The sequence below is a fragment of the Streptomyces sp. NPDC002276 genome (assembly GCF_053891435.1).
The window spans coordinates 347478-361623 of record NZ_JBSFCQ010000005.1 but is presented as its reverse complement, the minus strand read 5'-3'; the positions used below and the strand labels follow the sequence as shown (position 1 = coordinate 361623).

Annotated in this window: 10 protein-coding genes; 8 read left to right on the top strand and 2 right to left on the bottom strand. The window is 72.4% G+C overall.

The genetic code is table 11. The annotated features are described in order from the left end of the window. Positions 1-24: 24 nt before the first annotated feature. The 5 genes from ACWIHT_RS16185 (at position 25) to ACWIHT_RS16165 (ending at position 6229) form a co-directional block, all read left to right on the top strand. Positions 25-501, top strand: a complete 477-nt coding sequence (locus ACWIHT_RS16185) for an Lrp/AsnC family transcriptional regulator (RefSeq protein WP_093630529.1) — start codon at positions 25-27, stop codon at positions 499-501. Positions 502-570: 69 nt separating this feature from the next. Continuing rightward, positions 571-1251 (top strand): HAD family hydrolase, encoded by a 681-nt coding sequence (locus ACWIHT_RS16180; RefSeq protein WP_456168593.1) that lies wholly within the window; start codon positions 571-573, stop codon positions 1249-1251. A 58-nt stretch (positions 1252-1309) separates the two neighbouring features. Further along, the gene (locus ACWIHT_RS16175) at positions 1310-3484 is read left to right on the top strand and encodes a hypothetical protein (RefSeq protein WP_456168591.1); all 2175 of its coding nucleotides are present in this window, start codon (positions 1310-1312) and stop codon (positions 3482-3484) included. A 197-nt stretch (positions 3485-3681) separates the two neighbouring features. Further along, positions 3682-4362, top strand: coding sequence for a class I SAM-dependent DNA methyltransferase (locus ACWIHT_RS16170; RefSeq protein WP_456168589.1), 681 nt, complete (start codon positions 3682-3684; stop codon positions 4360-4362). 226 nt (positions 4363-4588) lie between these two features. Next, positions 4589-6229, top strand: coding sequence for a SpoIIE family protein phosphatase (locus ACWIHT_RS16165; RefSeq protein WP_456168847.1), 1641 nt, complete (start codon positions 4589-4591; stop codon positions 6227-6229). Positions 6230-6232: 3 nt separating this feature from the next. On the opposite strand, the gene ACWIHT_RS16160 is transcribed toward ACWIHT_RS16165, so the two are convergent. Beyond that, a complete protein-coding gene (locus ACWIHT_RS16160) occupies positions 6233-7714 on the bottom strand; it encodes an MFS transporter (RefSeq protein WP_456168587.1) in 1482 nt (493 codons plus the stop codon). A gap of 278 nt (positions 7715-7992) precedes the next feature. Here ACWIHT_RS16160 and ACWIHT_RS16155 point away from each other — a divergent pair, with 278 nt between their 5' ends. After that, complete coding sequence (locus tag ACWIHT_RS16155) at positions 7993-8892, top strand: amidohydrolase (RefSeq protein ID WP_456168585.1); 900 nt, start codon at positions 7993-7995, stop codon at positions 8890-8892. Between the two features lie 41 nt (positions 8893-8933). Here the strand turns inward: ACWIHT_RS16155 and ACWIHT_RS16150 are convergent, their stop codons facing one another. After that, the gene (locus ACWIHT_RS16150; protein ID WP_456168583.1) at positions 8934-12362 is read right to left on the bottom strand and encodes a BTAD domain-containing putative transcriptional regulator; all 3429 of its coding nucleotides are present in this window, start codon (positions 12360-12362) and stop codon (positions 8934-8936) included. Positions 12363-12528: 166 nt separating this feature from the next. Between ACWIHT_RS16150 and ACWIHT_RS16145 the strand changes: the two genes are divergently transcribed. Continuing rightward, positions 12529-13227 (top strand): hemerythrin domain-containing protein, encoded by a 699-nt coding sequence (locus tag ACWIHT_RS16145; RefSeq protein ID WP_456168581.1) that lies wholly within the window; start codon positions 12529-12531, stop codon positions 13225-13227. Beyond that, complete coding sequence (locus ACWIHT_RS16140) at positions 13224-14141, top strand: pyridoxamine 5'-phosphate oxidase family protein (RefSeq protein ID WP_456168579.1); 918 nt, start codon at positions 13224-13226, stop codon at positions 14139-14141. Before ACWIHT_RS16145 ends, ACWIHT_RS16140 begins: the two co-directional genes overlap by 4 nt. Positions 14142-14146: the final 5 nt, after the last annotated feature.

Here is a 14146-nt window from a genome sequence, read left to right as displayed (position 1 = left end):
GAGCCACTGGTACAGTCATGTGCCATGAGCGTGGACGAACTCGACACCCGCATCCTGCGACTGCTCCTGGAGCAGCCGCGTACCAGCGTGCGCGAGTACGCCCGGCTCCTCGGCGTCGCCCGGGGCACCCTCCAGGCCCGGCTCGACCGAATGGAGCGGGACGGAGTGATCACCGGTACGGGTCCCTTCCTCTCCCCCGCCGCCCTCGGCCACCCGGTGCTCGCGTTCGTGCACATCGAGGTCACGCAGGGGCATCTCGACGAGGTGGGGGACGCGCTGGCCGCCGTACCGGAGATCGTGGAGGCGTTCTCGATCACGGGTGGCGGGGATCTGCTCACGCGGGTCGTGGCGCGGGACAACGGCCATCTGGAGGATGTGATCCAGCGGCTGATCAGCCTGCCGGGGGTGGTGCGGACGCGTACCGAGATGGTGTTGCGCGAGCGCGTCCCGCACCGCTTGCTGCCGCTGGTGGAGGCGGTCGGCCGCGCGGCCGGCAAATGACCCCTCGGCCCCCTCAGCCCCTTCAGCCCCCTCGGCATCCCTTTTGGCATCCCTTGGCATCCTGATCCCATGAGCAACCTCCGCGGCCTCTCGGTCATCTTCGATCTCGACGGAACACTCGTGGACAGCGAGCCGAACTACTACGAGGCCACCCGGCGGACCCTCGCCGAGCACGGCGTCCCGGACTTCACGTGGGCGCGGCACGAGCGCTTCGTCGGCATCAGTACCCAGGAGACCCTCGCCCTCCTCAAAGAGCGCCACGGCCTGAGGGCGCCGGTGGAGGACCTGCTCGCGGAGACGAACAGCCGTTATCTGGCGCTGGCCCGGGCCGCCACGCACGCGTATCCGGAGATGCGGAAGTTCGTGGAACTGCTGGCGGCCGAGGGGGTGCCGATGGCGGTGGCCTCGGGTTCGTCGCCGGAGGCGATCGAGGCGATCCTGTCGGCGACCGGGCTCGACGCGGTGCTGCGGACGGTGGTCTCGGCGGACGAGGTGGCTCACGGCAAGCCCGCGCCGGACGTCTTCCTGGAGGCGGCCCGCAGGCTCGGGGCGCCTCCAGCCGACTGTGTGGTCCTGGAGGACGCGGCTCCGGGCGCGGCGGCGGCACACGCGGCCGGCATGCGCTGCATCGCGATCCCGTACGTGACCGCGCAGGCCGACGCCCCGGAGTTCGCCACGGCGGGACTGCTGCTGCGGGGCGGCCAGGCGGAGTTCGGCGCGCGGGCGGCGTACGACTGGCTGGTCGGCTGACCCCTGAAGACGTAAAACCCGAATGCGCCCGCTTGTTCGGTTCTGGGAGCATGCCGGAATGATCGACCGACTCGAACCGCTGGTCATCCGGCACACGCTCCGCGTCCCCACGCCCACGGGTCCCGTGGGTGAAGGCGCCACCGTCGCGCGGCAGTTCGACGCCGTGCTGCTGTCCGTGGGCTTCAAGCTCTCCCCGGAACTGCTGGAACGACTGTCGGGGCTGTCCGAGGAGACGGTCGTCCGGATCGCCGGCCGCACCCTGCGGACCGTCCGTGAGATGGTCGGCGACCACGTCCGGCACAACGTCTACTTCATCGATTTCCCGGCCGGCGTGCCCGACACCGTGGACTTCTGGATGGCGTGCGTCGCCGAGGCGCTCCACGACGAGGAGACCTCGTCCGCGACGCTCAAGCAGTTGCGGACCGGCGTGGTGAACCTGCTCGACCTGCCGACCTACGGCCGGTACCAGCACACGTACGCCGAAATGCTGGCCGCCCAGGACGAGTTGATCGCGGCGGCGGGCGACCGGATCACGGTGCTGCACGCGGGCGGCGACGTAGCCGATGAACTCACCGCCCTGTACCTGGCGTTGGCGGGCAGCGTCACTCCGCTCGGCGAGGAGCACCTGCACGATCTGCGGGCGCTGGCCGAGCGGTGTGCCGACGGGCCGCAGCCCGAGGCGATCCCGGTCCGGGAGAACCGCGCGGTCGTCAACCAGGCCCGCCTCAAGGTGGGTTCGGGCCTGCTGCTGGACACCGTCACCGATGTGCTGCGGCTGGCCTGCGCGCTGTCGGACGGCGATGTGGCACTGGCGGAGCCGACCCGTTTCCGGTCGCTGTCCCGGCCGGTACGGCGGGCGCTGCTCGCTGGGCTGGACTCGGTCATCGCCGCGGCGCCCGCCAAGCTGGCCGACGTGGCCGCGCACCGCGAGGAGTGGAAGCGGCTCGGTGAGCGGCTGCACCCGCACGAGTACCCGAAGTGGCCGCACGCCGCCGACGTGTTCGCGGTCGCGCGGGGCGAGCTGAAGGCGCGGTCGCTCGACGGCCGGGTCGAGGAACTCCTCGCGGAGAACGACGTGTTGGGGGCGGTGAAGCTGCTGAGGTCCGCGCCCGGCAAGCTGTACCGCGCGCTGGACCGGCTGCTGCGCACCGCGCTCACGCAGGAGGAGCGGGACGCCGTGGTGGCCGCCGCCGAGGAGGTCGCGCCCGAGGTGTCGGGCCGGGTGGTGCTGTCGGTGCGCGAGCATCTGCACAACAGGGCCCGGGAGACCGGGGAGTTGCGGGTGTTCGTGAACCGGCGCGGCCGTGCCTGGGTGACCGACGACGAGCGGACGGTCGTAGGACCGGCGGAGCGGACGCGGCTGATCGCGGTGCTGGACGACGAGACGCGGCGTCGACTGCCTTCTCCGGAGCGGCTTTTGATCGATCCGGACGTGCTCGACGTGGCGCTGCCGCTGAGCGGGAAGGCGACGGCGGCCGGGCTCGGGGTGCTGCCGCGCGGGTCCGTGTCGGCGGTGGAGGGCGAGTTGCTGCGCTTCTTCGTGTACTGGAAGGAGTCCGAGCAGCGGACCGACTTCGATCTGTCGGCGCTGATGCTCAACGCGGACTACTCCACGAACACCTGGTTGTCGTACACCTCGCTCACCGACGTCGAGGGTGCGCACTCCGGTGACATCACCGAAGCGCCGGACGGGGCCTCGGAGTTCATCGATCTGCGGCTGGGTGCCGTGCGCGGCGCGTTCATCGTGCCGCAGGTCAACATCTTCGCGGGCGAGGGCTTCGAGGAGGTCGAGGAGTCGTTCTTCGGGTTCATGCTGCGCGAGGGCGAGCAGAAGGGGCGGCCGTTCGAGCCGCGTACCGTGCGCATGAAGTCGGAGCTGCGCGGTGCGGGGCGGGTCGCGCTGCCGCTGGTGTTCCTGCGCGGGGAGGACGGCCGTTGGCGGGCGAAGTGGCTGCACCTGTACCTCAAGGGCAGCCCGTCCGCGAACCGGGTGGAGGAGAACCGGGTGACGGTGGCGAACCTGCTGCGTGGCATCGTCGAGCGTGAGCAGCTCACGGTGTGGCATCTCGTCGACCTGATGAGCAGGGGGACGACGGAGGTGACGTTCTGGGACGGCGGGACGGTGCCGGACGACGGTCCGGTGACGTACATCGGTCTGCGCCGCCCGGACGGGCTGCCCGAGGGCTCGCGGATCGTGACCCTGGAAAATCTGCGCGACCTGATCCCCGCCTGACTGGTAGCGTCAGCCGTGGCGAGGCCATGAACGGGCTTCCTTCTCATCTTCCTAATGAATTCAGTCCGTTCGCTTTCCTCGCCCTCGACGTCGCGTGAGGGGTGCCCCCAGGGCACCCCTCACGGCGTTCTCCCACTTGAAACGCACTTTCCCCACGTGTGGGACAATCCTCTATGCGCGGATGAAAGGCCACTTCAGTGAGCAGAGCGAACGACGGGGCCGACTACGGCAGCCTGCGGCTCGACCGCTCGGGTCAGGCCGAGGCCTTCGACGCCATCGGGGACCGCTACGACGAGGCCTTCCCGCACAAGGAGGGCCAGGTCGCCGCGGGTGACTGGCTGGTCGCGTCCCTCCGTCCGGGCTCCCGGGTGCTGGACCTCGGCAGCGGCACCGGTGTGCCGACCGCCCGGCAGCTGGCGGACGCGGGCTTCGACCTCGTGGGCGTGGACCTGTCCCGGCGGATGGTGGAGCTGGCCCGGAAGTACGTCCCGGCCGGTACGTTCCACCAGCTGGACCTGGCCGACCTGCGCCCGGGCGGCCCGACCGACCTGGGCCGTTTCGACGCCGTCGCCGCGTTCTTCTCCCTGCTGATGCTGCCGCGCGTGGAGATCCCCCTCGCCCTGCGCACGATCCACCACCTGCTGACCCCGGGCGGTCTGTTCGCCCTGTCGATGGTGGAGGCGCATGTGGACGACTTCGCGATCCCGTTCCTCGGCAACACGATCAGGGTCTCCGGCTACCTCCTCGACGACCTGCACAGGATCCTGGACGACGCGGGCTTCGAGATCGTGAAGGAGACCTCCTACACCTACGCCCCGGCGGTCGCCGACGTGCCGCCCGAGGAACAGGTCTTCCTCTGCTGCCGACGGCGCGACTGAGGCCGTAGCACCGACCCGGCGGCCCGGTGGGCCGCACCAGTGGACGGGACGAAGCGTGACGGAGCCACACAGCCCCCGCGAAGGCCCCGCCGGAACCGCCCGGCGAGGCGGATCGGCGAGCGGCCCGGCGCCGGTTCCGGACTGGAACCGGGCGCCCCTCGCGCCCGCACCGCAGACCGATCGGCTCCAGTACCTCGATGTGGCGACCCGGCGGATCGCCCGCGGGATGGACCTGGACGAGACGCTGCGGGAGCTGCGGTGGGCGGCGGTGCCCGCCTTCGCGGACGCGATCGTCATCCACCTGCACGATCCGCTGCCCGTCGGGGACGAGAAGTCGTCCGCGCCCGTCGTCCTGCAACTGCACAGCGTCGACCGGGCACCGGAGGCGAGGACCGCGCCGCTGATGCCGCACGCCGAGTACGCGGACGTGACCGACCGGGTGCAGCCGGTGCTCGACGGCCGACTGGCGAAACTGCTGCTGGCCGGGCAGCCGGCCTTCGGCGACGCGGACGACATCGGGCCCGCGGTGGCCGAGCTGCTGGGTCCCGCGGCGAGCGCGCCGGGGACGCTGCCGCAGGGGCGGAGGCTGATCATCGCCCCGCTGCACGGCCGCCACCACGTCATGGGCACGGTCGTCCTGCTACGCCGCCCCGACCGTTCCGTGTTCACCGGCGACGACCTCCTCGTCGCCTCCCAGCTGGCCACGCACACCGCGATCGGTGTCCAGAAGGCGGTGATGTACGGCCACGAGGCCTCCGTCGCGGACACGCTCCAGCACACGATGCTCCCGTCGTCGCTGCCCGAGCCGACCGGTGTGCAACTGGCCAGCCGCTATCTGCCCGCGTCGAAGACCGCGCAGGTGGGCGGCGACTGGTACGACGCGATACCGCTGCCCGGCAACCGGGTCGCGCTGATCGTCGGCGACGTCATGGGCCACTCCATGACCTCGGCCGCGATCATGGGCCAGCTGCGCACCATCGTGCAGACCCTCGCCGGTCTCGACCTGCCCCCGCACGAGGTCCTGCACCACCTCGACGAACAGGCCCAACGGCTCGGCAGCGACCACATCGCGACCTGCCTGTACGCGATCTACGACCCGATCTCGCACCGCCTCCTCATGGCCAACGCAGGCCACCCGCCCGCGGTCCTCCTCCGACCGAACGGCCACGCGGAGGTCCTGCGCGTGCCACCGGGCGCCCCGATCGGCGTCGGCGGAGTCGTCTTCGAGTCGGTGGAGATGCCCGCGCCCACCGGTACCACCCTGGTCCTCTACACCGACGGCCTGGTCGAGTCCCGCGACGTGGACGTGGGGACGGGCGTCGAGGCCCTGCGCACCCACCTCCAGTCCACCCGGCACGGGCACCGCCTGTCCTCGCTGGAGCGGCTGTGCGACCGCATCCTCGCCGCGCTGGCGCCGGGTCCCCGCGACGACGACATCGCGCTGCTCACCGCCCGCTTCGAGGGCTTCCCGCCGGACAGCGTCGGCTACTGGCACCTCGACCCGCACCCGCTCACCGCGGGCCAGGCCCGTCGGCTGACCCGCCGGGTGCTGCGCCGCTGGGGCCTGGACGCCCTGCTCGACACCACGGAACTCATGGTCAGCGAGGTCGTCACCAACGCCGTACGGTACGCCTCTCGGCCGATCTCGCTACGGCTGCTGCGCACCGACGTGCTGCGCTGCGAGGTGACCGACGACTCGCCCCAGGTGCCCCGGATGCGGGAGGCGGGGCCGAGTGACGAGGGCGGTCGGGGACTGTTCCTCGTGGACCGGCTCGCGCAGCGCTGGGGAGCGACGCGGCTGAGCACGGGCAAGGTGGTGTGGTTCGAGCAGCGGATCCCGAAGGAGCCGCCGTATCACGGGAGTTGACGCTCAGGTCGGCCCAACTCCCGTGCCGCCCTTAAGGCGTTCCAGGTCGGAGGGCCGGACCTGGATGACGACGACGGCGATCAGCGCGGCGACGACGGTGAAGATCGCCGCCATGACGAACGCGGCCGAGGCCCCGGCGGTGAGGACGTGATCGCCCCAGATGCCCGGGAGTTGGCCGGTGCGCTGGAAGCGGAGGCGCTCGGCCGGGGTCGCCCGGGAGAGGAACGCGGGGATTTGGTCCTTCGCCTCGTTCCTGCTGGCCGTGCCGAACATCGTGACCAGGATGGAGAGTCCGAGCGAACCGCCCACCTGCTGCATGGCGTTGAGGAGTCCGGAGGCCGCGCCGGTCTCCTGGACGGGGACGTCGGAGAGCGCCATCAGGGTCAGCGAGACGAACTCCATGCCCATGCCCAGGCTGAACACCAGCATCGGGCCGAGGACACTGCCGGCGTAGGTGGAGTGGACGTCCGTCAACGTCAGCCAGGACAGGCCTCCGGCGGCGAGGATGGCGCCCACCACCATGAACGGCTTGGGCCCGTAGGTCGGCAGGAACCGTGAGGCCAGGCCCGCGCCGACCGCGATCACGGCACTGACCGGCAGGAAGGCGAAGCCGGCCATGAGCGGGCTGAAGCCCAGCACGTCCTGCACGAAGAGGGTGAGGAAGAAGAACATGCCGAAGATCGCGGCGGAGAGGCACAGCATGATGGCGTACGTGCCCGCCCGGTTGCGGTCGCGGAACATGTGCAGCGGGGTGATCGGCTGCCGGGAGCGCCGCTCGACCAGGACGAACCCGGCGAGGACGACGACGGCCGCGCCGAACGAGGCCAGGGTGAGCCAGTCCCCCCAGCCCTCCTGCGCGGCCCGGATGAAGCCGTAGACCAGCAGCACCATGCCCACGGTGGAGGTCAGCGCGCCGGTGATGTCGAAGTGGCCCGGGTGGCGTTCGGACTCGCGGATCCAGCGCGGGGTGGCGAGGACGATGAGCAGTCCGATGGGCACGTTGACGAAGAGCACCCAGCGCCAGTTCAGCCACTCGACGAGGATCCCGCCCATCAGCAGCCCGATCGCGCCGCCGCCCGCCGAGACTCCGGCGAAGACCCCGAACGCCCGGTTGCGCTCCGGTCCTTCGCGGAACGTCGTGCTGATGAGAGCGAGGGAGGTCGGGGAGGCGATGGCTCCGCCGACGCCCTGGAGGGCACGGGCGGCGAGGAGTTCGCCGGAGTTCTGGGACAACCCGCCGAGCAGGGAGGCGACTACGAAGAGCAGCACGCCGAACACGAACACGCGCCGTCGGCCGAGGAGGTCACCGGCCCGGCCGCCGAGGAGCAGCAGACCGCCGAAGGTGAGGGTGTAGGCGTTGACGACCCAGGCCAGGCTGGTGGTGGAGAACCCCAGCGCGCTCTGGATGTGCGGGAGCGCGATGTTCACGATGGTGATGTCGAGGACCACCATGAGCTGACAGGAGGCGATCACCAGCAGCGCCATGGTGTTTCCGCCACCGCCCGTGTCCCGGGTGGTGACCGTCCGCGCTGGGGAGACTTGCCGAGGGCCGCTGCTCATGGTGCTTCGCACTCGCGAGAGGTCGGTGGACGTCGGGCCCACCGGATGCTCACCGTTCGACGGTACGCCCGGCCCCCGCTCCCCACCACTCGATCATCGGCGGCCCAGGGGCTAGGTTCACACATGACAGGACATGGGGAGAGAGCAGTGGTGACCGTGGTCGTCGTCGACGGCACACTCAACGCCTTGGCGGGAGAAGCGACATGACCAACGTCGACGTGCACCAGCATCTGTGGACCCCCTCGCTGGTGACGGCTCTGCGGGCCCGCCGCGAACCGCCGTATCTCGACGGCTGGACCCTGTTCCTGGACGGTGAACCGCCCTTCGAGATATCGCCCGGGGACCATGACATCGCCCGGCGCGCGGAACTCGCCGCCACCGACGGTCTCGACCGGGTGCTCGTCTCGCTGTCGGCTCCGATCGGCGTGGAGTGGCTGCCCGCGGCCGAGGCACGGCCGCTGCTCGACGCGTACCACGACGGCGCGGAGGCGCTGCCCGAGCCGTTCGGGGCGTGGGCCGCGGCCGGTGTGCGGGACATCGACGCGACGGCGACCGCCAAGGACCTCGACCGCGGCTTCGCCGGTCTCCAGCTTCCCGCCAACTCCCTCGCGGACTCGGTCGGTTACGAGCGCTGCGCCCCGCTCCTCGACCTGCTCGAAGAACGCGACCTCCCGCTCCTCGTCCACCCGGGGCCCGCGGTGGGTTCCCCGGCGGGCCCCGGCTGGTGGCCCGCGATGGTGCCGTACGTCCAGCAGATGCACGCCGCCTGGTACGCCTTCCACGCCTTCGGCCGGCCGCGCCACCCGCGCCTGCGGGTGTGCTTCGCCCTGCTGGCCGGACTCGCCCCGCTGCACGGGGAACGGCTGGCCGCCCGAGGCGGCGGACCCGCGCGGGCCGACCTCGGGGTGTTCGTCGAGACGTCGTCGTACGGCCCGACCGCTGTCGAGGCGACCGTCCGCGCCCTCGGTGTGAACGCCGTGGTCCAGGGCTCGGACCGGCCGTACGCCGAGCCGCCGCGGCACCCGGGTCACGGTCTGGGCGGAGCGGCGGCGTACGCCTTCCGCATCGCCAATCCGCGCAGGCTGCTGACCGGACAGGGGTGAGGGACCGGACACAGGGGTGAGGGACCGGATCCTCGCCCTTCCTACGTCGCGAACGTCCGGCGTGCGGACCGCGCTGCCGCCAGTGCCGCCATCGCCTCGCGGGCCCGGTCGGCCAGGTGGGTCGAACCCCAGGCGAGGGCGGTGCGCTCGGCCAGGGAGTAGTTGTCAGCCGCCTGACCGTCCTCGCCCAGGAGCCGGTACAGGTCGGCGAGGGCGTGGGCGAGGGGGCGGGTCGCGTAGGCGGCTCCGGCCGCGCCCGCGAGCTGGTCCCGGACCGGCAGCAGCCGCGGGACCAGTGCGGACGCCAGGTCCAAGTCGCCGTGCAGTACGGCGAGTTGGGCGCGGAAGTCGAGTTCCAGGCCGTACAGGTGGTCCGTCACGGGCTCCGGCGGGCAGCGCACGGCGAGTGACTCGTCCAGTCTGCCGAGGCGGGCCAGGACGAGGGCGAGGGCCACTCCGCAGGGGGCGCCGACGGTCTCGTAGACCTTCCGCATCACCGGTTCGATCTCGGCCACGCGGTCCTGGGCGAGCCGGATGGTGGTCAGTCCCAGCGTGCGCAGTCCGCGGGCGTGGTGCGAGCCGACGCGGCGCAGGAGGAGGTCGGCCTCGGCGTATCCGGCCTCCGCCGCGTCGAAGCGGCCGGTGACCGTCGCCAGCATGGCCGAGGTCGCGACGCCCAGGCCCTGGGCCCACACCATGCGGTAGCGGTGGGCGAGTTCGAGTCCCCGCCCGGTGTGTTGGCGTACCGCGGCGGGGTCGTTGAGCGTGCCGGCGGTCATGGCATCGAGGTGTTCGGGGACCCAGCGGTAGGCGGGCAGGTCGTGCGCGTGGGCGAGTCGGCGGAGTTCGGCGACCAGCGGGGTCCGCTCGGCGGCCTGTGTCTCCAGTGGCAGGAGCCTGGCCGAGGTCATCAACGCGGCGGCGAGCAGGCGTGGTTCGCCGGTGGCGCGGGCCAGCGCGAGTTGGGTGCGGGACGCCTCCAGAGCCCGGGGCGCGCTCTCGACCGCCACCGCTTCGACGTAGACCTGCAACACCCGTGCCCGGGTGGGGTCGTCGAGGCCGGGATCGGACGCGAGGCGTTCCAGGCGCTCCAGGGTGGTCCGGTCGCAGCAGCCCTCCAGTCTGCTGCGCCAGGGCGAGGGTTCGGTCCAGGCGCCGTAGACCGCGGCCACCAGGTCGCCCCGGTCGGCCTGTTCGGCGAGTTCGACGGCGCGCTGCCGGGTGCGGCGGGCCGCCTCGGTGGAACCGGCCCTGATCTGCGCGCCGAGAAGCCGCACCAACAGACCTACGGCGTCGTCCAGTTGGGCCGGTTCGTCGGTGGGCCCCGCGGCGGCGGCGCGGGTCTCTATCGCCTGCTGGATCAGGTCCACGGCGACGTCGTGGGCGTAGCGCCGTTCGGCCGCCTCGGCGGCGCGGAGCGCGTAGTCGACGGCGAGGGGCGCGTGCGCGGTGGTGCCGGAGTGGGCGAAGTGGTGTGCCAGGGCGGCGAGTTCGTGCGGCCGGTGGCGGCGGAGCGCCTGCGCGACGCGGGCGTGCAGGCGGGCCCGGCGTACTCCGGACAGGTCGGTGTACACGGTGTCGCGGACCAGTGCGTGCACGAACCGGACGCGTCCGGGCCCGGATTCGGTCAGCAGGTCCGCGGCGAGGGCCGCGTCGAGGCCCTCCAGTACGGTGTCCTCGTCGGTGTCGGCCGCGTCGATGAGGACGGTCGCGTCGGCCTCCAGGCCCACGACGGCGGCGAGTCGCAGGGCCGCGCGGGCGGTGGCGGGCAGCAGGGCGAGCCGTCTGCGCAGGACGTCGCGTACGCCCTGCGGGACCTCGGAGACGGCGACGAGAGCGCCCTCGCCGGCCAGCAGCCGTGCGCTCTCCAGGACGTAGAACGGGTTGCCGCCGGTCCGTTCGGCCAGAGCCGTGACCGTCCACGGGTCCACCGGTTCACCGCAGACGGCGTCGACGACGGTGGCGACGTCGTGGGGGGCCAGTCCGCTCAGCGCGATGCGGCGCGGTGCGACGGGGGCGAGGTGGGCGAGGGTCTTGCCCAGCTGCTCCCCCGCCTCCGCGGGCCGGTAGCTGGCGACGGTGAGCAGGGGTACGCCGGTGACGCCGGACGCGGCTTCGAGCAGGGCGAGGGTCTCGCCGTCGGCCCCGTGCAGGTCCTCCAGGACGACGGCGAGGGGGAACTCAGCGGCCGCCGCGCGGAGCCAGGCGGCGAAGGCGCGATGCATGCGGAAGCGGCCCGCGGTCGCCTCGTCCCGGGTCGTGACGGCCGCGCTGTCCTGCTCGCGGAGCAGTACGGCGAGTTCGTCGGGCCGGGTGGGCGGCAGTTCGCGGGCGAGCGCGCCGAGCGCCTCCGCCCAGGCCCAGGCGGGCGGCGCGCCCTCGTGCTGGGGGCAGCGCCCGACCACCACCGTCCATCCGGCGGCCCGCAGTCGTCCCTCGATCCGCCCGAGCAGGGCGGACTTGCCCACCCCGGCCTCACCGGTGACCAGTACGACGCCGCCTCGCCGCCGGGCGGCCCGCGCGGCGGTGTCCATCGCGTGGAGTTCACGGTCACGGCCCACGAAGAGGGCGGCTCCGGCGCGTGGTTCACCGCCGCGGCTCGGGACGAGGCCGGTCTCGCAGCCGAACTCGCCGGTCCTGGCCCGGTGTTCGCCATGCCGGGCGACCAACGAGCCTTGCTCGGCGCGCAGTTCGGCGCGGTGCGGCACCTGCGCGCGCAGCGCGTCGAGCCGTCCGCCCAGTACCGCCTGTTCCAGTTCGGCCAGTGCCGGGCCGGGGTCGCAGCCGAGTTCCTCGCGCAGGACGCGGGTCGCTCGCCGCAGCGCGGCGAGGGCGTCGGCCTGTCGGCCGCAGGCCCACTGGGCGAGGGCGAGCAGCCGCCATCCCTCCTCGCGCAACGGGCTTTCCCTTACGAGGAGTTCGGCGGCCGGTACCGCCTCGGCGGGGCGTCCGGTGCGCAGGTCGGCGGCGACGGCGAGTTCGCGGGCCTCGGCGCGCAGCGCGGTCAGGCGGGTCACTTCCGGCTCGGCCCAGGCCTCGTCCGCGTGTTCCGCGAAGGCCGGGCCTTGCCACCAGGCGAGCGCCTCGGCGAGCAGGGCGCGGGCCTCCTCGGCCGGGGCGTGCCGGGCGCGGGCCACCCAGGTCTCGAAGCGCCAGGCGTCCACCGCGTCCCCGGGCAGCCGCAGGGCGTAGCCGGGCGGCGCGGTGACCAGCACGGTCGCCGGGGTGCGCGGCGGCCGGCCCGGTTCGAGGGCGCGGCGCAGGTGGGACACATAGGTATGCAGGGAGACCGTGGCACGGCTCGGCGGGGCCCCTCGCCACAGCGCGTCCGTGATCCGGTCGACGGGCACGACGGTGCCGCGAGCCGCGATCAGCAGCGCCAGCACGGCCCGTTGGCGTGGAGCACCGAGTCCTACCGGTCGCCCCTCGTCATCGGCGCCCAACGAACCCAGGACTCGAATACGCAGCACGGCGCGGGAATCTACCCGAGCCCTGTCGCAGCCCGGTCAACAGACGCTAAACGCCCTTCCCCCGAGCCCGCGGAGATCACCTCGGCGACCGCGCCAAGTGGACGCCAAGAGGGCCGTACGACCCTGGGAGGCTGTTGCCGATATCCGATCGTTGGAGCAAGCAAGCGTGTCACCCACCAGCACGACGGACCAACTTCCCACCGCCGAGCGTCCGTACACCCACGAGATGATCGTGGTCCACCGGGTCTTCCGCCGCGAGTCGGCGTATCTGCCCCGCCTGGTACGGGCCGTCCCCGACGGCGACACGGCCCGCGCGACGAACGTCGCGGAGCATCTGCGCGAGTACGTGGCGGGACTGCACAGCCACCACTCCGTCGAGGACGACCTGATCTGGCCGCACCTCCAAAGCCGGGCCCCGGACGGCCGGTTGGTGGCCCGCATGGAGGAGCAGCACCAGCGCGTCGACGTGAGCCTGACGGTCGTGACGGAGTGGACGGCCGCGTGGGAGCGGGCCGCGGACACCGTCGCCGGGGAGGAGTTAGCGCTCGCACTGGAGCAGCACTCGGCCGTGCTGCTCGAACACCTCGACGACGAGGAGCAGTTGGTGCTGCCCCTGGTCGCGGAGCATCTGTCCGCCGAGGAATGGGACCTGGTCGGCCGCCGTGGCCTTGAACGGATCCCCAGGAACAGGCTGTTGATCGCGCTCGGCGCGATCCTGGAGGACGCCACTCCCGAGGAGCGGGAGTACTTCCTCGGCAGGACCCCGCTGGTCGGCCGAGTGCTGTGGAAGGCCGTCGGCCGCCGCCAGTACGCCGCCGCCTGCCGGGCGATACGCGGCCCGCTGGACGGGGAGCGGAGCCGATGAGCCTTCTCGACTCCGCGCCGCTCGACGTCCTGGACGCCTACCGCACCTGCGAGTTCGTCACCCTCGGCCGCGACGGCACACCGCTGGTCTGGCCGACCGCCGTGCGACGGCGGAAGGACGGCACGCTCCTGCTGAGCACGTCCCTGGCCTTCGCGCAGAAGGCGCTGAACATCCGTCGGGACGGCCGCGTCGCCCTCCTCTTCTCCGACCCCACCGGCAGCGGCCTGGACCACGCCCCGCAGATCTTCGTCGGCGGCCGTGCCGAGTGCCCCGACGAGATCATGACGGGCCCGCAGGGGGCCGAGGACTACTGGCGGATGCTCTTCGAACGGCAGCCGCACAGCAGGTCCTATGTCTCCGCTCCCCTGCGGCCGTTGACGACCTGGTACTACCTCCGGCTCCTGATCACCGTCACCCCGGACCAGATCGTCGTACGACCGCCGCTCCCCGCGTCGGACCAACAGGCCCCGGAGACGGAGCACTTGCTGCCGGGCGCGGCCCAACTCGCCCGTTTCTCCTCGGCGGTGCTCGCCGCGCGCGACGCGTCCGGGGCTCCGGTGCTCGCCAGGACCCGGCCCGTACCGGCCGGGGACGGCTTCGCGGTGGAGGTGCCCGCCGACTGCGCGGCGACCGAAGGCCCGGCCTCACTCCTGGTGCACCGGCACGACGAGCAGCTGAATAACATGCACAACGCCCTTGTCCGGGGCACCCTGAAGGCCGTGGACGGCGGCTGGCTGCTGGTCCCCGCCAAGGTGGTGGAGCCCATGGGCACGGGCCGCCCGGCCGACGCGATCCGCGTCCTGCGCGACACCCGCCGCGCCACCGCACGCTATCTGGAGCGACGCGGCCTGACTCGCCCCCAGGTGCGGTGGGACGAGTTCAAGGCCTTGGCGGCATCCGCGAAACGGAAGTGACGGAT

Bases quoted from the DNA above. Each gene is read 5' to 3' on its own strand.
- ACWIHT_RS16185 (WP_093630529.1), top strand. From the start codon at position 25: ATGAGCGTGGACGAACTCGACACCCGCATCCTGCGACTGCTCCTGGAG.
- ACWIHT_RS16165 (WP_456168847.1), top strand. From the start codon at position 4,589: ATGGACCTGGACGAGACGCTGCGGGAGCTGCGGTGGGCGGCGGTGCCC.
- ACWIHT_RS16180 (WP_456168593.1), top strand. From the start codon at position 571: ATGAGCAACCTCCGCGGCCTCTCGGTCATCTTCGATCTCGACGGAACA.
- ACWIHT_RS16155 (WP_456168585.1), top strand. From the start codon at position 7,993: ATGACCAACGTCGACGTGCACCAGCATCTGTGGACCCCCTCGCTGGTG.
- ACWIHT_RS16175 (WP_456168591.1), top strand. From the start codon at position 1,310: ATGATCGACCGACTCGAACCGCTGGTCATCCGGCACACGCTCCGCGTC.
- ACWIHT_RS16160 (WP_456168587.1), bottom strand. From the start codon at position 7,714: ATGGCGCTGCTGGTGATCGCCTCCTGTCAGCTCATGGTGGTCCTCGAC.
- ACWIHT_RS16140 (WP_456168579.1), top strand. From the start codon at position 13,224: ATGAGCCTTCTCGACTCCGCGCCGCTCGACGTCCTGGACGCCTACCGC.